Below are 16,486 nucleotides of genomic sequence, written 5' to 3'. Positions count from 1 at the left end.
CGCGGTGGCGCGCCGGGAGGGCCGTCCGGTCCCGGCTCTGGAGCGCGAACAGCGGCGGCTGGACCCGCGCCCGCGAACGTGGCGGTGTCGCTGCGGCGGCGGCCTTCCTCGAGCGTTCGGCCGCGCTCACCATCAGCCCGGTCCAACGCGTCGAGCGGGTCCTCGCCGCGGTCCAGGCCAAGCTCTCGGTTGGCGACTTCGACACCGCGGCCGACCTGCTGACGACCGTTCGGACCGACGATCCGAGCCAGGCCGCCAGGGCCGATCTGCTCCGCGGCAGGCTGTCGTTCGTCCGCCGCCGGGGGGACGAAGGCCCCACGAAGTTCCTCCTGCGTGCCGCCGCCCGGCTGGCGGCCACCGACCCCGCCTGGTCACGGGAGTGCTATCTGGACGCCATCGAGATGGGCCTTCTGCTCGGCGGCCTCGACCACGTGGTGGAGGCCGTCAGGAAGGCCCCGCCGTCGGGCGAGTCGGAATCCGGTGCGGCGGCGGTGTTGACCGGCTTGATCAACCTGGTCAGCGACGGGCATCAGGTGGCGGGAGAGAGCCTCAGGCCCGTCGTCGGCGACGCCGACGACGAGGTGTGGGCCAGGCGGCCGTCACTGGGCTTCATGGTGGCCAATGAGCTGTGGAACATCGAGGCCATGTGCGGCATCGCCACCCGTGCCGTCGCGGCCGGCCGAGAATCGGGCTCCTTCCACGCGCTGCCCATCGGACTGGCCATGCAGGCCGCCGTGACCGTGCACACGGGCGACTTCGGTGCCGCGACGGAGCTGATCTCCGAGGAGGAGGCGATCGCCGACGCCACCGGCGCGGCGCCGTTGGTCTATCCACGACTCCACCTGGCGGCGCTGCGCGGGCGGCGCGAGGATGCCGTCGAACTGTTCGCGTCGGTGGAGCAGCGGATGAGCCTCAGCGTGCAGTGGGCGACGGCCGTGCTCAGCAACGGCCTGGCCGACTACCCGGCCGCGCTGAAGGCGGCGAAGGAAGCGGTCGAGTACGGCGCCGTCGGCACGGCGGGCCTTGCCCTGCCCGAGCTGGTCGAGGCGGCCATGCGGTGTGGCGAGACCGAGGTCGCCGCCGCGGCCCTCGCGTCCCTCCAAGAACGCACGCAGGCGGGCCGGCAGGCGTGGGGTCTTGGCGTCGAGGCCTATGCGCGGGCCCTGGTGACCGAGGACGAGTCCGCCTACCAGGAGGCGATCGGTCTGCTCGAGGGCAGCGCACTGGTCGTCTACCGCGCCCGGGCACATCTGCTGTACGGGGAGTGGCTGCGGCGCCAGGGCCGACGGCGTGACGCCCGGTCCGCGCTGCGGCTGGCGCACGAGTCGCTGTCCGACCTCGGCGTTGAGGCGTTCGCCGAGCGTGCCGCCGGCGAGTTGCGCGCCACGGGCGAGCAGGCCCGCAGCCGCACGTCGAAGGCATCGGACCAGCTGACGATGCAGGAGGTGCACATCGCACGCCAGGTCGCCGACGGCGCCACGTCCAAGGAGGTGGCGGCGAAGCTGTTCCTCAGCCCGCGGACGGTCGACGCGCACTTGCGCAACATCTTCCGCAAGCTCGGGCTCACCTCACGCAGACAACTGCGAGACCTGCCCGACATTCGTTAGCCGCATGGTGGTGGCCGCGGCCTCGGGCCCGTTCAACGACTCCACGGGGCCGGGCCAGCCCAACCCGTACTTGGCCCGGTATGCACCGGAGACACGCTGGACGAGCTCGGGGTCATCCACCCGTCGGAGGGTGACCGACAGCCGCACCCCGGCCACCTCCACCTCCGTGTCCACATGCCGCAGAACCCGGCGGTACCAGGCACTGCGCCGGCCGAAAGCCGAGCGGACATACGCCTCCTCGTTGAGCACCACCACCCAGAGCGTCCTGGGCGACCACCGGCCGTCCGCAAGCCGTACCCACAAAACGATCTCCGCGCGATCCATATAAGCGTTCATGGGCCAACTTTCACCGTGGCGGAACTACGTACGCGTCGGTGGTCTTCACCTAGATAGGCGGGCTTCGCCGACGCGAGGGCGGTGCTCTCGCGACGAAGCTGAGTGTCATGACGAACATCAGCATGGAGCCCGAAACCACAATCGACATCGACACGCACACCCTTGAGGCCGCCCCTTGTGCGGAGGCGCCTCACCACAAGGGCTCGAAGAAGAACAAGGGCACGAAGAACAAGGCCAAGCGCCGCGCCGCCAAGGCACTGGCCTACTTCGCCCTGATCTTCACCGGGCTCTCGGTCCTGGCCGAGCCGTGGCTGCTGATACCGGTCGGCGCCCTGGTCCTGGCGATCTCCCTCTGGGACTGAACCCGGCGCCGCCGGGACGAAACACTGACGGCGGTAGTGCATCAGCCAGCCGAGGGGATCACCTTGAACCCTTTGACGCCGGGGTCACGTTGGACGAATTCGACGTCGATTCCGAGGCGGGCGCCGTGGGCGATGTCCCACTGCCGGTGTCCTCACCGGTACTCATCAGCGCGGTCTTCGAGACTGTCGCCCTGGTCCACAGCCCCCTCGCCCTGATCAACGACTGCCGCCCAGGCCGGTGATGGCTGCGGGGCCCGCCGACTTGCGCATCCGGCGTTCTGCCGGCGCGCATGACGGTGTCGATGTCGGCGAGCCCGTCGAGGGCGGCCAGCTTGGCCTCGGTCACGGCGAGGCCGTTCCCCACTGCGGCTGAACGGACGGGTCTGCCGCGTCATGTTACGCGAGGCGAATTCCGTCCTCGCCCATCGACGAGGCCGGCGGTCGCTGCGGGCCACTCCATCTGCCAGCCGGGCCGAAGCCCTCGCGCTCCCCAGCTGTCCGGCTGCCTGCCGGGGATCTCGAGTCCGGCCGTGTGCGCGGCGAGGGCTGCGTCGTACACCTCGTGCGCGCGGCGCAGGGCGGCGGGGGAGTCGGCTACGCCGGTGAAGACGTGCACGCCGCGGGCCGGGTTGGCGGTGTTGTGTATCGGGACGTCGACCTGGTAGGTGCGCAGGGTCATGACGTCCGGCTCCTTTCGCTCTCGTGGTTGAGGGGCCACTGCGACCTCCCCGGCCTGGCGGGGTGCGGGGTCGGGGCGGCACAGAGTGCGCTCAACGCGGTGCAGCTGGCCGTCTCGATGGCGTCCCGTAGGTGGGTGCGGGCCCAGGCCAGGAGCGAGGGCTGGTCGCTCGCCTGGCTGGTCAGTGCGTCGGTGAGGTAGATGACGGCGCTGTCCAGCTCTTCGCTGGCGTCCTGCAGGGTGCCGACGCTGGTCATGTCCAGGACGTCGCGGACGCGTTCGACCAGGTCGATGAACGCGGTGGGGCTGGTCACGCGCTTCGGTTCGTCCCCGGTGAGTGCGGCGAGATCTGTGGTGAAGCAGCCGATCAGTGCGGCGAAGGTGTCGGTCTTGGTTTGAGCGGACATGGGGCTTTCCTGTCGGTCGTCGACGTGGATAGTGATCGGGATGCGTGGGTCGCGGTCGCGGTCGCGGTCGCGGGCGCCGACGCGGGCGCGGGTGCGGGCGGCGGTGCGCGGCGAGGCTGGCGCTTGTGCCTTGGACCGGGAGGTGGGAAGTCGGGCAGCCGCTCCACCGGTCGTCACCAGCTGGGAGGTCGGCCGGTGTCACCAGAGGGTGCGAGTGTGGGGTTTCGGGTCCCCTTACGACCGTTGGCCTTTGCCGGAGCTCTTCTGCCGGGCGCGGGGATGAGCACGGAGAGGGCGTAGGAGCAGGGTGGTCGGACGGTCCAAGCCGATCCCGAGAAGGGCGGCCACGGCGCAGCCGACCAGTTCCCAGGCGATATGGGCCGCCGTGCCAGCGAGGGGCAGGGACGCCAGGACGGCGGCGAGCGGCGCGACTGCACCGATGACGAGGACAGCGGCCGCAGCCACAGCGAGGGCGAGGGTGGCGTCCACGACTGCGGTCCATGAGCATTGGCGAGGCACCCTCATGTGCGGATCGCCTCCCGTGCCTGGGCTGAGAGGTCTACCAGGCCTTCGAAGTCGACGTTCAGGTCGCGGTCGTCGGCCTCCTGGTCGACGTCGTCGAAACCGCCGTGCACGGTGCAGACAATGTCCTCGCTGCGGTCCAACTGGCCGGTGAGCACGCGGTGCAGGCAGGTGATGCTGTAGGCCGGTGCCCACGCGCAGCCGCTGTACTCGTCGTCGTGCGGGCAGGGCACCATGACGTCGAAGCCGAAGTCACCCTCGCCGTCAACGTCGGTGCGCAGGGCGAGGGTGAGGTACTGCTGGCCGAGGCGGATCTCCGTGACGTGGTCGCCTCCGGCGATGCCAGAGCCGGGCTTCCACTGCCACAGCGGCATAATTTCCGGGCCACAGAAACGGCGGACCAGAAACAGATCCCCCAGGCCCTGACCGCCGTCCAGCCCGAAGTCAGCGGTCCGTGCCCGGCTGAGGCGCTCCAGGTACGGCTTGAGCCGGTACAGGGAATCGGCGAACACGACCTCGTTAAAGCCCTCAGTCGCCAGGCTCGGGTGCGAGTGCACCATCGCCTTGTGCTGCTTGCGGACGGTGTCCTCCGGGACGGTGCGGTTAGCCGGACGCTGTCCATGCCGGCCGACACAGACAGAGGCCGGAGTGGCCACGATGACCGCGATGGCAGGCACGTGGTGCCGCTTGGCGGCAGCGACCAGCGGTGCCCTGGCCTCGCGGCTCACGTTCGTGGTGTCGACGACGGTGAGCAGGCGTCGGGTCATGCGGCGCTCCAGGATCAGATGCAGGACGTCGACCGCGTCGCCGGTCGCCTCCTGATTGCCCGGGTCGTCGCTGACGGCACCGCGCAGGGCGTCGAGGGAGAGGACCTGGCTTGCGGGCCAGGTGGTGGCCAGCGTGGACTTGCCCGCGCCGGAGGCGCCGATCAGCACGATCAGCGCGTTCAAGGCCGGGGAATTGCATCGGCTGCATGGGAAGAAGCGGGACACGTCACCCATCTGCTGTTCGCATTGACATGGAAGCATGGCGAGTTCACCTTTCTGAGCTGGGAACTTGATCACCGTCATGCATCTGATGCAGGATTCAGGCACCAGGCGCAGGGGGTGTGGGGTTGGTGCGGCGGGGCTTCGAGGCGCCCGGGTCGGCACGGTTGGAGCTGGTCTCGGGCGTGCTTCTGCTGCATCCGGAAGATTCCGTCCTGGACGGCATGCTTGACGGCTGGGAGAAGCAACAACTCGGCAGGCGTCTGGAGCCCGACACGATCCGCGACCGGCAATCGGTGGTGCGGCGGTTCGTCGACTTCAGCGGGGAGTACCCGTGGAACTGGACCGCCGCTCACATCGACGAGTGGTCGGCAACGCTGATCTCCGAGGGAGGCCGCGCCAAGTCCACCATCCGCGCCTACCAGGGCGCCCTGCGCCTGTTCTGTGACTTCATCACGTCACCCCACTACCACTGGTCTGAAGTCTGCGAAGAGCGCTTCGGTACCCACCCCGTCCAGGTGTGCCACGAATGGAACACCACAGCTCACCTCGACGAGTACGAAGGTGACACGGACCGGCGCCCCATGACCCGGGAAGAGGTGCAGGCACTCTTCGACTACGCGGACGACCAAGTGGAGAGAGCCGTTTGGCTGGGCAGGAAGCGCGCCCTGCCCGCCTATCGCGACGCCACCGTCTTCAAAACGATCTACGGATGGGGCCTGCGAGTCAGCGAGGCATCCCGCCTGGACGTCACAGACTTCTACGGAACGCCAAGGCACCGGAGCTTGGACGCTTGGCTCTGATGCACGTGCGCTACGGGAAGGGCACCAAAGGGTCCGGCCCGAGACGGCGCATGGTCGCCAGCGTTATGCCATGGGCCGTGGAGTCCCTGGACGACTACCTGCAGAACATCCGCTTCCGCTTCCCGGATCGCACCGGCAGGCAAGCCGTCTGGCTCACGGAACGCGGCGGGCGACTGCAACCGCGCGAGATCGAGGACCGCTTCGCCACCTACCGCGAGGCGCTCGGCTTCGACAAGAGCCTGGTCCCACACTGTCTGCGCCACTCCTACGTCACGCACCTTATCGAAGACGGTGCCGACCCGAAGTTCGTCCAGGACCAGGTCGGTCACCGCGTCGCTTCAACAACGGCGATCTACACGGGTGTCAGCACGGACTTCACCAACACGATGATGCGAAGAGCACTGGACCGGGCCTTCCAGGCGGACGGACAGGAGAAGGTATGACATCGAAGCTGGACTACAACTGGCACCTGCGCGAGCTCATGGCCCTGCGGGGCATGTACTCGACGACCGACTTGCGACCGTTGCTCCTCGAGCGGGGTGTGAACCTGTCGGCAAGCCAGGTCTACCGGCTCGTGACGGAGAAGCCGGAGCGGCTGAGCATGAAGACGCTGATGGCGCTGATCGACATCCTTGCGTGCCGCATGGACGAGCTTATTGAGCCCATTCAGGCCGCCGCGCCGCTGCGTAAGGCGGCTGGTGCTTCGGACGCCGGGGCGGAGCTGGACCGCGGCGTCGGGGAGTTTCGCCCGCGCCGTGCCCGTGTCACCCGTGATCCGAAGTGACGTCCGGCTCGGCCCGCACCCCCGCGTTCGTCCTCAAGCCGCTGCCGGTCATCGTCGACGCCGTCGCCGCAGCGGAGCCTGATCTCCCTGTCGCGATCATCGAGCAAGCCGCCGCTCAGGTCGCCCCGGCCCGTATGCAACTGCGCCGGCTGGCCCAGGCCCTGGACACGGATCCCGATCTGCTGACGAGTGGCCGAGACGAAGGGCCACGTCATGTGGAGCTGCTGATCCGCGCACTGCTTCCTCACGGAACAAGGCGCCTTGTGTTGCCTCGATGCGCCGGCTGCGGCCGGACAACGTCGCTGGAACACCGGGACGGGACACGCCGGCTCTGCTCCCACTGCAAGCGCAAGACGACAGGAGGTGAGCCGCGGCAGCCGTGTGCCATATGCGGAAAGAACCTCAAGGTCTTCTGCCACGACCAGGACGGCCTCCCCAGATGCGAGAAGCATCCTCCTGCCGAGGACGGCACAGACGTCATCCTCAGGGTCCTGAATCAACTCGACACCGGCCTGGACGAACGGACCGCCGCAGCCGCCATCAAGGAATCGCTGCCCCACGCCCACCAGCGACGGAAGGCTGCATCTCAACTCCGCCACCGTCCCAGCTTGCTCACCCGTGAGGGTGCCCAAGGCTCCCCGGCAGTGATCTCGCTGATCGATGGCTTGCTCAACGTAGGTGCTGCCCAGATTGTCCGCCCACCGTGCGCCATCTGCGGTCTCGCCAAGCCCCTGAAGTGGCGCAGCAACAACGGTCGCTGCTGCCGTGGGTGCTACGCGGCCGGCCGCCACGAGCCGTGCAGCCGCTGCGGTCAGACCAAGGACGTCGCCACACGCACCCACGAAGGCGAGCCCCTGTGTACCGCGTGCATGCGCCGCGATCCCGCCAACATGAGCACCTGCTTCCTCTGCGGTCGCCTGTGGCCTTGGACCGTCCCAGACGACGATGGCCGCGCCATCTGCGGATCATGCTGGCGCCCACCCGTCACGACCTGCTCGGTCTGCGGACGAGAGAAGCCGTGCCATTACTACACCTCCGAGGCTCCTCGCTGTGCGGCCTGCAGGGCCCGCAGCGCACATGCCCCATGCTCAAGGTGCAGCGCCGTCCGAGCGGTGTTCGTCCGCTTGAACAATGGTGACGGGCTGTGCGAATTCTGCGCCCGCCGCCGGGAACCGTGTGTCGACTGCGGACGAACTATGCGGGTCTACGGCCGCGTCGACGCAGGGCCCCTGTGCACGGTCTGCTACCGCAAGCACCCCTCGTCACGGCGCCACTGCGTTCAATGCGGCACACACGAACGCCTGCACCACTTCGGGCTCTGCGCCACCTGTGCAGCCCCCCGGCAGCTATTATGCCGCCCTGGAAAACCACAGCGGAGACCTGCGACCGGAGCTTGACCCGGTCTTCACGGCGCTGGCCGACTCCAAGGCGTCCTCGCTGCTGCTCTGGCTCTCCCACCGAAGGCCGAAGCAGATCCTGCGTGCCCTGGCCGAGGGAACAGGCCCCGTCACACACACCACCTTGGACGAGATGCCGGAATCGAAGGTTGTTGCATACCTGCGGGCCGCTCTGGTGGCCACCGACGTGCTGCCCGCTCGCGATGAACAACTAGTTGCCCTGGAACGCTGGCTGAGCGCGTTCCTCCAGCGGGTCGAGGACCCGCATGAGCGAACGCTCATCAGCCGATTCGCCACCTGGGTACACCTCAGGCGCCTCCGGTCCCGCGCACGGCGCCGCCCCATCACGCGCGGGCAGTGCCAGACCGTACGGCTGGACATCTACGCGGCGGTCGCTCTGCAACGCTGGCTGCGTCAGCGCGGCAGCAGCCTGACAACCTGTGATCAGGCAGAGATCGACGAATGGCTGGCCCAGACGGGCCGCAAGCACGCGCAGGCCAGGAGCTTCCTAACGTGGTCTGCCGCACGAGGCCACATCCCCGCAGTACACATTCCCCCACGCACCTCGTCGCGCGGCACGGAACGACTCGCTGAGAGGACGAGCGCTGGCACATCAGCAAACGGCTCCTCCACGATGCAGACCTCGCCCTGACCGACAGGGTCGCTGGCTGCCTCGTCGTGCTCTACGGCCAACCAGTGTCCCGCATCACCCAGCTCACCACCGACAAGATCCTGGCTGGCGCTGAAGAAAGAGTTCAGCTCCAGCTGGGATCCCGTCCAGTGGAGATTCCCGAGCCACTCGGATCCCTGCTCCTCGAACTTGCCCGCAGCCGACAGGCTTTCGCTGTCCTGGGACAGAACGAGCCAGGCCCGTGGCTCTTCCCGGGCGGCCGCGCAGGTCAAGCCATGACCGCAAGCCACCTGACAGTACGGCTCAACCGGCTCGGCATCCGCGCTCGTGCCAGCCGCAACACAGCGCTGCTTGATCTTGCAGCTCAGATCCCGGCATCCGTCTTGAGCGACGTACTGGGCATCTCCATCACCTGCGCAGTGGCCTGGTCCCACGACGCCGGCAACACAAGACTCGGCTACGCAGCGGACCTCGCACGTCGGGAATTCCGCAAGTCTGAATAGCCGAAGTTGCCAGTAAGCCCCGGGGAAAGTGATGTCACACCCATCATGACAGGTGAGAGGGTGTTTTCGTAGGAGGAACGGCACAGGTGATCAGCCTTGTTCGGCCCCTCCGAGGCACCCAAAATCTCCGTTATGAATCACTCGGGGAAAGTCGATCAGGACGACATCGTGCGGGCGCGGAACGTGCTGCTCGCGTCGGGACGCCGCACGCCGCGCGAGGAAGTCGACGCCTACCGTGTGCTCGCTCAGGTCAGCCCCGCCTCGTACCTGCCGCGCTTGGCCAGGGCGCTGCAGCGCTTGAGCTACGACAGCGGCTCCGGTGAAAAGCATGCCTCCTCTCTCGCGCTGTGCGAGGAGGCGGTGGCCGTGGCACGGTCCATCGATCCGGCCGAGCCTGCCCGCGCGGATGTACTGTACGGGGCCCTCGACACGTGTCAGAGAGAGCTGTACACCGTGAGCCGGCACGCTGAAGGACTTGCCATGCGCGCCGAGATGCTCGCCATCAGCCGTGCGCAGGCCGAACTGTCGGGAAAGCCTGTGGTCAAAGGGCTGCGCGAGTGGGCTGCCGGTCTTTCCGAGGAAGGACGCTACGCCGAAGCGGCCGATGCCATGACCGAGTTGGTCGCAGCGATCCTGCCCGACGGGCCCGGCAGTGGGGGGCTCGCCTGGTCACTGCTGGACTGGGTCGCCGCTCTCCACGACGCCGGCCGGTCCAGTGAAGCACTCGCCGCGTTCGAGACACTCGTCAGCATGGAAGCGGCCGAAGCCGCGAACGACCGCGGCCCGATGGCCTGCCATCTCTACTCGCTCATCGGGTACGCACAGATGCTCGACACCCATGGGCGAGGCGAGCAGGCGGCCCTCGTGCGGCAAGAGGCACTCGTCCTGCTGACCGAGTTGGCCGATACCGGTGAGCGGAAGTCCTGGAGTGGCTATCAGGCGTCGTTCTGGGCGGTGCTGCTGACCTTCTCCGGCGCCGAAAGCGATCGGCCTGCATCCGATGGACCGCGTCCGCCTTCGGGGACGGCGCCCCTGCAGTGGTCGCCCGATGCCAAGCAGCGCTACTTCGACAGCCGCCATGCCCTCCGGGAGGAGGCGGACGCCCTCGCTTCGCGAGCCACCCAGGATCCGGACCAGCATCTGGCCGAACTGGTGCGCCTGCATCGGCTTCTCACTATCCGCTCCGCCGTCTACTGGGAGAACCGCACCCATCTGTTCGCGGAGCGAGTGCGCTCCCTGTTCGACGACGGAGTGGGCCTGGCCCGTCAGCTGTCTCAGCACGACCCGGCAGAGGGAACGCGAACACTGGCAAGGATCCTGATCGACCGAGCGACCTTCCACACCGCCGCCCACGAGTTCAGGCCCGCCCTCGACGACTTCCGTCAAGCCCTGAGTTACCTGGGGGAAGCCAACTAACCCGAGCGGGTCTTCCACCCCAGGAGTCGTACACAAGCAGCTCGCGGCGGTCTGAGGAAGATCTACCATTCCGCAACTTCCAATAGCCCGGGTTACCAGTATCGGGCAGGTCCGGGTACAGCACCGAGGTCATTCGGCATCTCCTTGCAGGTCGAGGGAGAGGGCGAACCAGGTGAGGCGCTGCCCGGCGTTGTCAGTGATCAGATCTGCGGCTTCGTGCAGGTAGCAGGAGGCGTCGCCGTCGCGGTCGGGCTCGATCTGCTCCGTCAGGCGGGCGGCGGTGCTGACCAGTTGGGCGAGCATCGGGAAAAGGCCGCCGGGCACGTCGATGTCCTCCTGGAGTTCGCGCAGGATCGCGGCGAGCTCGGAGCCGTCGATGCCGTCGGCGCGTACGTCGTCCTCGATCTGCTGGAGGGCGAGATGGGCGATGCCGAGCGAGGCTCGGACGCGGTCCAGGCGGGGTGCGGGGGCGGCCGGTCACCGGGGGGTGGCTTTGGTGGTGGCGATGAGCGCGGCGATCGTCTCCCAGCCGTAGTGCCAGGCGGAGTCGAGGTGAAAGACGCCCTTAACTGATCGTTTCAGAACGCGATGCGTAGTTGTCTCAAGCAGATGATGGAGCAGGCGAGTTCGAGGAGTCCTTGGTGGAGGTCGGCGCGTATCTCGTAGCGGATGCGGAGGCGTTGAACTGGTGGAGCCGAAGGTGCGCTCCACCACCCACCGCGTCTTGCCGAGTCGGGAGCCGTGCGGGGTGCCACGGCGGGCGATCTTCAGGCTCCGGGCTTTTCGAATGCCTGGTCGATCGTCAGGGCGATTGAGGCCGCGTACTACTCCGCGTGGCTCGTCAGTGTGTATTCGTCGGCCCCTGTCACCAACCATGTCACGCCAGTGCTTTTCAGTGGAGCGGATGAGGTCATCCCCGAGGCGTCCCGCCCTGGGAGACGGTCTGTGGCTACTTCGCCAAGTGGCAGAAGGACGGGGTTTTTGCCCAGCTCAATGGCCTGCTGCGGGAGTTGGTGCGGCATAAGGAGGGGCGGAACGCGGAGCCGTCGGCCTGCGTGATCGACGCGCAGAGCGTGAAGACCTCCACCACCGTGCCCACCACGAGTCAGGGCATAGACGCGGGCAAGAAGATCATGGGCCGGAAGCGGAGCATCGTGACCGACACGATCGGCCTCCTCCTGGCGGTGCTGGTCACCGCGGCCACTGTCCAGGACTCCGTGGCCGGCACCCAACTGCTCGACCGGGTCGCCGCCGGCCATCCCGGCATCCGTAAGGTGTGGGTCGACGGCGGCTACCGCCAGCACTTCGTCGAGCATGCCGCCACTCACGGCATCGACATGGAAATCGCCGCCCGCACCGCCGGGACCAGGGGATTCACCCCAATACCGAAGCGGTGGACAGGCGAACGGACCTACGGCTGGCTGATGCTCCACCGCCGCCTGGCCCGCGACTACGAGACCCTCCCGGCCCGCTCCGAAGCCATGATCCACCTGGCCATGACCGACCTGATGGCCCGCCGCCTCACCGGCGAAGCCGCCACCTCCTGGCGCGACCCGACATCATCGGATCAAATCCGTATTACGGGATGAAACAACGGGAGAAAACGACCTCTAACGGAACCGTGTGCGTCCGCACACCGTCACCCGGTAGGAGCCCTTTGACCAGTGGTTTCAGAGACGGGGGAAGACTGTTGTTGGGCGAGATGGTGTTCCGGAGTCAGGATGTTGCTGCGGCGGACCGGTTCGATTACTGGGTTGAGCGTGTGGGCCGTACCCATGCTCCCATGGAGGTGCGCAGCGACTACGCCGACGACTTTCACGCTTCACAGCGGGTGCTGGATCTCGGTGCCGTCACCGTGTGGCCTGCCACGTACCATCCGATGGCCTTGCGGCGCACACAGAAGCTGATCCGGCAGTCTGACCCCGAGACGTATCATCTTGCATTTGCCATACGCGGGACCGGGGCAGGCGTGTGGCGGCACCGGGAAGCCGAGTACAAGCCGTCCGACTTGTTCCTCACCTCTTCCTCGCTGCCGTACGAGCTCCACAGCAGCGGCGACCCGGCGACGGTGGGAGTGGAGATTCCCGCAGCGCTGCTGCCGCTGCTGAATGGCAGGGCGGGTCTCCGGGTGGTTGGGCAGCCGATGCCGGCCCGGGACGGGGTGGGTGCCCTGCTCGTGCAGTTTCTCACCCAACTGACCGCAGACACGGCCTCGTTCCAGCCTTCCGACGGGCCCCGGCTGGGCACGGTCCTGACGGATCTGGTCACCGCTCTTATCTCCCACATGCTCGAAGCGGGCGGGTGCCTCCCTCCGGAGACGCACCGTCGGACCCTCATCTTGCGCATCCAGGCGTTCATTGGAGAGCACCTGCACGACCCGCATCTCACCCCAGCCGCCATCGCGGCTGCGCACCACATCTCCGTCAGCTACCTGCACCGCCTCTTCCAGGACGAAGACGCCACAGTCGCCGCATGGATACGCCGCCTGCGCCTGGAAGCGGCCCACCGAGACCTCGCCGACCCTGCGCTCCACGCTGCCCCCATCCACGCCATCGCGAGCCGCTGGGGTTTTCCCCGCGCAGCCGACTTCAGCCGCGCCTACCGCGCCGCCTACGGCACCACACCCAAGGACCACCGGCACCAAGCCCTCCACCACCGCGAGTGAACTCATTGCCAACACGGGTGTGCACTGAACACGCACGCCTCACCGCCCACGTTGAGCTACCGACGAAATGGGGCTCGCGGGGTGACGGAATAGGGCGGGCATCAGTCGGTGGGGCGGCCTCCTTGTGTGCGGCGGCGTGAGCGCCGTGCGGGGGGCCCAGTTTGGGAGCGGTGGCGCTGCCGTGGGATCGCCGGCAGTGGGCGGTGGGACGAAGTCGGTGGCGGCGGTGAGGGCTTGTCGGGCCTCGTCTGTCGTCGTTGCGGGCTGATTTCGATCCCGGGTCAGCTTGTGGATCTCTCGTTCGAAGCTCGCCAGCAGATCCGTCAGGTTGGCCTTCTCCAGGTCGGTCGTGCGGTTGTCGACGACTTCGGCGATGCCGTCGAGCCACCAATCCGACATGCCTTCGACGACGAGACCGTCTCTGTGTTCCAGGAGCTGGTGGCACAGCGGATGCGCGATCGGGAAGCGAGGCAGGTTCCTGGCGATCCGGCCCAGCCTCTCCACCTCCTCAGCCGCGTCCGTCAACTCGTGAGCGCGCGCTGTCTCGGGAGCCCGCCGCTCATCAGGACGCCGTACCTGCTCGGCCTTCAGCCTCTGGGCCTTCTGCTGAGCGCCGTGCTTGGTGTTCACGCACAGCGCCTCGTTGAACCGGTGCCAGGGCATGCCGACCGCCCGCCCCGCCTCGATGGCCTTCAGCTGCCCGGCATCCGCCTGCTCCCGGAGGTACGGCCACACCTTCGCCCGGATGACCGCGGCCTCGCCCATCACGTCCTTCGGGTCGACCGTGGAGGTGTCGACCTTCAGCTCGCCGGCCGTGAGCCCGGCGTGCCGCAGCACGAGGAACAGTTCGTCGGTGGCTGGGAAGCGCTCGAACTCCGGATCGCCACCAGCCTGGTAGAGCTCCCGGAGCCGGTCCACGAGCGCGACCGTGTTGATCTCACCGAGACGGATCGCAGGCTGCTTCGGACACGGTTTCTTCGACTGTGGCACCACGCCAGAAGACTGCGCTCCACGCAGAATCCCAATCTGGGACCCGCCCTGATCCACCCGAATCGGCGACCGCTGCGACTGAACGCTTCAGTTGGCCACCCCGACACTCAGCGTCGACTGTCTTACCCCGGGAGTCGTCCGAACCCGGCGCACGAGACTCCTCATTCGCTGGCCTCTACCCCGGCAGGTGCTCCCCCCACAGCAATCCGCTGCACGAGTTCGTCAAGCTGACCTGCGATGACCATCCTTCGACGCTCCAGCAGATTCCTGTAGACGGTTAGAGGTACGGGTTCGCCACTGGATGCCGCCTGTGTCAGCGCGAAGCGGGCTTCCACCTCCAATGCCAGGTAGGCCCTGCGACGTGCGTGAGCCGCTTGCTGATGCACCTCCGGCTTGAGAAAGGCGATAGCAGCGCTAAGTCCCGCGCTGACGAGCGCCAGTACGGCCGCTGGGATACGGGCATCTGCTGAAGAGAGCCCCGTTGCGCCCGAGATCCCGGCCAGTACGGCAGCCGGCAGTCCAAGTGTGGCATGGGCGAACCGCCAGAACTGCCGACGGAAGCGGTTCTTCCGGGCTTGTTCTTCGCACTCAGCCCGAAGGTCGGCGACCTGACTCCCCACGATGTCGTCTGCCATGGGGCGAGCCTGCCACCTGATGCTCCTGTCTGAACGGTGTATCCCCTTTGTGATCACCACTCCGCGGCCAATCCTGGCGCTGAGAGTGGAACTGAAGCGCTCAGTCACAACCGCGATCAAGGGGTGAAGCTCCCGGGATTCTCCCCAGGCCATCACGGGACCATTACGCACGAAGAACTGCAAAACCGCAGGTCAAGCCATTCCGTCGGTAGCCCCTGCCTGGCCGGCACCGACCGGCTCACCTTCCGCTGCATGCTCATCCAGAGCGGCACCGAGTCCGTCGTTTCCAGAGCACTGCCGCCGAACGGGCCAAGTCCACAGGAGCATGAACAGGGGGTGGCGTTGCCCTGTGAGCGTTAGATCGGCCGGTAACGGCGGCGGAGGCACCGGTCATGAGCGCCCAGTACCGGTCCCCGTATGACCAGTGCCACCACTCGCTCGGATAGTTGACAAGGCCCTCCTCCCGCAGGCATTGGGCCAGTAGGTTGCGGTTGTCGCGCGCGGACGGGCTGGACGAATACGAAGTCCGTCGCTACGTGGGCTGGTATCGCCACATCACTCTAATTCCTGTTTAAGGACGGTCTCGATGAGAGCAGTTGATCGGCGCCGTTCGAAGAGTTGTGACCAGGCGGGTTGATCTGATGCCTAACGTCTACCAGGCAGCAAGCCCTCCTACGAGACTGGCGAAGATCGGTGCCGTCTGGTCACCACGTAGATCAACCGTGGTGTGCTGCGTGGGCACCGGGTGGACATCTCACGTCGACCAGGCACTCGCATGCCTTCATACGAGACCGGTGACGTCCGGTGTCCTCGGAGCGCACCACGGCGAGTTGTTGACGTACGTGGGCGCTGGGCGGACGACTTACATCACCACGTCCTCCGAGGACTCTGGCCAGACGGTTCGCCGCCCGGCGCCTTCGTGCGTCAACACTCGCGCTTGATCACTCGTTGGAGTTGGTGGTGCGAGCCCGTCGCACGGTGACCTCTTGAAATGCCCGAGCCATGAGAGCTCCCGCACAGACCGAGGCCCGTGGGATGCGCTGGTGCCACGAACAGCTACTGAGGTGGCGGACCAGCCCCTGGCATGAGTCCTGGAATTGGGTCGCTGCGTGGCCCGCACGTACTCGTGACCAGCACAGAAGCACAACGGGGAGGAACATCTTGATCTACTGCGGTATCGACTGGGCGGAGAAGACCCACGACGTCGCCCTGGTCGATGACAGCGGCCAGCTGGTCGCGAAGCGGCACATCACCGACGACGCAGACGGCTACCGCATCCTGCTGGAGCTGCTGACCGAATACGGTGACACGGAGGAGACACCGATCCCGGTAGCGATCGAGACCTCCCGCGGCCTGCTGGTAGCCGTGTTGCGGACAGGGAAGCGGAAGGTCTACGCGATCAACCCCATGGCCGCAGCCCGCTACCGTGACCGGCATTCCGTCTCGCGCAAGAAGTCCGACCCGGGCGACGCCCTGGTCCTCGCGAACATCCTGCGTACCGACATGCACGCGCACCGACCGCTGCCCGACGACAGCGACCTCGCACGATCGCTAGCGGTACTCGCCCGCGCTCAACAGGACGCCACGTGGAACCGGCAGCAGGTCTCCAACCAGCTCCGCTCTCTGCTACGCGAGTACTACCCGGCCGCGCTGGCCGCCTTCGAGCCTTGGCGGAACGGCCTCTGCCGCCGGGAAGCGCGGGAGGTCCTGAAGGTGGCTCCCACACCCAGCCGGGCAGCACGGCTTACACGCACGCAACTGCA

At 67.2% G+C, this 16,486-nt stretch carries 18 protein-coding genes and 5 pseudogenes; 11 read left to right on the top strand and 12 right to left on the bottom strand.

Annotated features, from left to right (window positions below; translation table 11 throughout):
* Positions 1 to 1,607: LuxR C-terminal-related transcriptional regulator (locus tag AB0H32_RS39580; protein ID WP_361131595.1), on the top strand; the 1,607-nt coding region annotated here is incomplete at its 5' end.
* Here AB0H32_RS39580 and AB0H32_RS39575 read toward each other — a convergent pair.
* Positions 1,569 to 1,931, bottom strand: coding sequence for a DUF2255 family protein (locus tag AB0H32_RS39575; RefSeq protein ID WP_361131592.1), 363 nt, complete (start codon positions 1,929 to 1,931; stop codon positions 1,569 to 1,571). The genes AB0H32_RS39580 and AB0H32_RS39575 overlap by 39 nt on opposite strands.
* A gap of 119 nt (positions 1,932 to 2,050) precedes the next feature.
* On the opposite strand from AB0H32_RS39575, the gene AB0H32_RS39570 reads away from it, so the two are divergent.
* The gene (locus AB0H32_RS39570) at positions 2,051 to 2,305 is read left to right on the top strand and encodes a hypothetical protein (protein ID WP_361131590.1); all 255 of its coding nucleotides are present in this window, start codon (positions 2,051 to 2,053) and stop codon (positions 2,303 to 2,305) included.
* Positions 2,306 to 2,358: 53 nt separating this feature from the next.
* Here the strand turns inward: AB0H32_RS39570 and AB0H32_RS39565 are convergent.
* From AB0H32_RS39565 to AB0H32_RS39540, 6 genes and pseudogenes are all read right to left on the bottom strand, one after another.
* Positions 2,359 to 2,457: pseudogene (locus AB0H32_RS39565) on the bottom strand (IS5/IS1182 family transposase); the annotation flags it as partial.
* Positions 2,458 to 2,588: 131 nt separating this feature from the next.
* A pseudogene (locus AB0H32_RS39560) lies at positions 2,589 to 2,663 on the bottom strand (TetR/AcrR family transcriptional regulator); the annotation flags it as partial.
* Positions 2,664 to 2,696: 33 nt separating this feature from the next.
* Positions 2,697 to 2,984 (bottom strand): hypothetical protein, encoded by a 288-nt coding sequence (locus tag AB0H32_RS39555; RefSeq protein ID WP_361131587.1) that lies wholly within the window; start codon positions 2,982 to 2,984, stop codon positions 2,697 to 2,699.
* Positions 2,981 to 3,391 carry a hypothetical protein gene (locus tag AB0H32_RS39550; protein ID WP_361131584.1) on the bottom strand — a complete coding sequence of 137 codons (411 nt, stop codon included), beginning with the start codon at positions 3,389 to 3,391 and terminating at the stop codon, positions 2,981 to 2,983. The genes AB0H32_RS39555 and AB0H32_RS39550 overlap by 4 nt, the downstream gene beginning before the upstream one ends.
* A 234-nt stretch (positions 3,392 to 3,625) precedes the next feature.
* Entirely contained in the window at positions 3,626 to 3,880 is a 255-nt protein-coding gene (locus AB0H32_RS39545) for a hypothetical protein (RefSeq protein WP_361131581.1), read from the bottom strand.
* A gap of 32 nt (positions 3,881 to 3,912) precedes the next feature.
* Positions 3,913 to 4,863, bottom strand: a complete 951-nt coding sequence (locus tag AB0H32_RS39540; RefSeq protein ID WP_361131578.1) for an ATP-binding protein — start codon at positions 4,861 to 4,863, stop codon at positions 3,913 to 3,915.
* Positions 4,864 to 5,066: 203 nt separating this feature from the next.
* On the opposite strand from AB0H32_RS39540, the gene AB0H32_RS39535 reads away from it, so the two are divergent.
* From AB0H32_RS39535 to AB0H32_RS39510, 6 genes are all read left to right on the top strand, one after another.
* Positions 5,067 to 5,702, top strand: coding sequence for a hypothetical protein (locus tag AB0H32_RS39535; RefSeq protein WP_361131576.1), 636 nt, complete (start codon positions 5,067 to 5,069; stop codon positions 5,700 to 5,702).
* Between the two features lie 77 nt (positions 5,703 to 5,779).
* Positions 5,780 to 6,145 carry a tyrosine-type recombinase/integrase gene (locus tag AB0H32_RS39530; protein ID WP_361131573.1) on the top strand — a complete coding sequence of 122 codons (366 nt, stop codon included), beginning with the start codon at positions 5,780 to 5,782 and terminating at the stop codon, positions 6,143 to 6,145.
* Positions 6,142 to 6,486, top strand: a complete 345-nt coding sequence (locus AB0H32_RS39525) for a helix-turn-helix transcriptional regulator (RefSeq protein ID WP_361131570.1) — start codon at positions 6,142 to 6,144, stop codon at positions 6,484 to 6,486. The genes AB0H32_RS39530 and AB0H32_RS39525 overlap by 4 nt, the downstream gene beginning before the upstream one ends.
* Positions 6,487 to 7,815: 1,329 nt before the next feature.
* Positions 7,816 to 8,535 carry a hypothetical protein gene (locus tag AB0H32_RS39520; RefSeq protein ID WP_361131567.1) on the top strand — a complete coding sequence of 240 codons (720 nt, stop codon included), beginning with the start codon at positions 7,816 to 7,818 and terminating at the stop codon, positions 8,533 to 8,535.
* A gap of 44 nt (positions 8,536 to 8,579) precedes the next feature.
* Positions 8,580 to 9,017, top strand: coding sequence for a hypothetical protein (locus tag AB0H32_RS39515; RefSeq protein ID WP_361131564.1), 438 nt, complete (start codon positions 8,580 to 8,582; stop codon positions 9,015 to 9,017).
* A 132-nt stretch (positions 9,018 to 9,149) separates the two neighbouring features.
* Positions 9,150 to 10,433 carry a hypothetical protein gene (locus tag AB0H32_RS39510; RefSeq protein WP_361131561.1) on the top strand — a complete coding sequence of 428 codons (1,284 nt, stop codon included), beginning with the start codon at positions 9,150 to 9,152 and terminating at the stop codon, positions 10,431 to 10,433.
* A gap of 129 nt (positions 10,434 to 10,562) precedes the next feature.
* Here the strand turns inward: AB0H32_RS39510 and AB0H32_RS39505 are convergent, their stop codons facing one another.
* Positions 10,563 to 10,757 (bottom strand): hypothetical protein, encoded by a 195-nt coding sequence (locus tag AB0H32_RS39505; protein WP_361131558.1) that lies wholly within the window; start codon positions 10,755 to 10,757, stop codon positions 10,563 to 10,565.
* 254 nt (positions 10,758 to 11,011) lie between these two features.
* Positions 11,012 to 11,222 (bottom strand): annotated as a pseudogene (locus AB0H32_RS39500) (IS5/IS1182 family transposase); the annotation flags it as partial.
* A 137-nt stretch (positions 11,223 to 11,359) separates the two neighbouring features.
* Here AB0H32_RS39500 and AB0H32_RS39495 point away from each other — a divergent pair.
* Together AB0H32_RS39495 and AB0H32_RS39490 are read left to right on the top strand one after the other, a co-directional pair.
* Positions 11,360 to 12,022 (top strand): annotated as a pseudogene (locus AB0H32_RS39495) (IS5 family transposase); the annotation flags it as partial.
* 113 nt (positions 12,023 to 12,135) lie between these two features.
* Positions 12,136 to 13,098 carry a helix-turn-helix domain-containing protein gene (locus AB0H32_RS39490; RefSeq protein WP_361131598.1) on the top strand — a complete coding sequence of 321 codons (963 nt, stop codon included), beginning with the start codon at positions 12,136 to 12,138 and terminating at the stop codon, positions 13,096 to 13,098.
* Positions 13,099 to 13,137: 39 nt separating this feature from the next.
* Here the strand turns inward: AB0H32_RS39490 and AB0H32_RS39485 are convergent, their stop codons facing one another.
* The 3 genes and pseudogenes from AB0H32_RS39485 to AB0H32_RS39475 all read right to left on the bottom strand — a co-directional run.
* Positions 13,138 to 14,091: a hypothetical protein gene (locus AB0H32_RS39485; RefSeq protein ID WP_361131555.1), complete on the bottom strand. Its 954-nt coding sequence runs from the start codon at positions 14,089 to 14,091 to the stop codon at positions 13,138 to 13,140.
* Between the two features lie 158 nt (positions 14,092 to 14,249).
* Positions 14,250 to 14,723: a hypothetical protein gene (locus AB0H32_RS39480; protein ID WP_361131552.1), complete on the bottom strand. Its 474-nt coding sequence runs from the start codon at positions 14,721 to 14,723 to the stop codon at positions 14,250 to 14,252.
* 364 nt (positions 14,724 to 15,087) lie between these two features.
* Positions 15,088 to 15,225: pseudogene (locus AB0H32_RS39475) on the bottom strand (M15 family metallopeptidase); the annotation flags it as partial.
* Positions 15,226 to 15,884: 659 nt separating this feature from the next.
* Between AB0H32_RS39475 and AB0H32_RS39470 the strand changes: the two are divergent.
* On the top strand, positions 15,885 to 16,486 hold a 602-nt coding region (locus tag AB0H32_RS39470; protein WP_361131550.1), incomplete at its 3' end, for an IS110 family transposase.

Origin of the sequence: Streptomyces sp. NPDC020362 (genome assembly GCF_040642095.1) — a bacterium.
In the GTDB taxonomy this organism is placed as follows: Bacteria; Actinomycetota; Actinomycetes; order Streptomycetales; family Streptomycetaceae; genus Streptomyces.
The sequence above is the reverse complement of the archived record's forward strand: the minus strand, read 5'-3'. Positions and strand labels throughout refer to the sequence as shown.

What these genes read in the sequence shown, in the direction of transcription:
- AB0H32_RS39575 (WP_361131592.1), bottom strand. Translation starts at nt 1,931, where the DNA reads ATGGATCGCGCGGAGATCGTTTTGTGGGTACGGCTTGCGGACGGCCGG.
- AB0H32_RS39570 (WP_361131590.1), top strand. Translation starts at nt 2,051, where the DNA reads ATGACGAACATCAGCATGGAGCCCGAAACCACAATCGACATCGACACG.
- AB0H32_RS39555 (WP_361131587.1), bottom strand. Translation starts at nt 2,984, where the DNA reads ATGACCCTGCGCACCTACCAGGTCGACGTCCCGATACACAACACCGCC.
- AB0H32_RS39550 (WP_361131584.1), bottom strand. Translation starts at nt 3,391, where the DNA reads ATGTCCGCTCAAACCAAGACCGACACCTTCGCCGCACTGATCGGCTGC.
- AB0H32_RS39525 (WP_361131570.1), top strand. Translation starts at nt 6,142, where the DNA reads ATGACATCGAAGCTGGACTACAACTGGCACCTGCGCGAGCTCATGGCC.
- AB0H32_RS39510 (WP_361131561.1), top strand. Translation starts at nt 9,150, where the DNA reads ATGAATCACTCGGGGAAAGTCGATCAGGACGACATCGTGCGGGCGCGG.
- AB0H32_RS39490 (WP_361131598.1), top strand. Translation starts at nt 12,136, where the DNA reads ATGGTGTTCCGGAGTCAGGATGTTGCTGCGGCGGACCGGTTCGATTAC.
- AB0H32_RS39480 (WP_361131552.1), bottom strand. Translation starts at nt 14,723, where the DNA reads ATGGCAGACGACATCGTGGGGAGTCAGGTCGCCGACCTTCGGGCTGAG.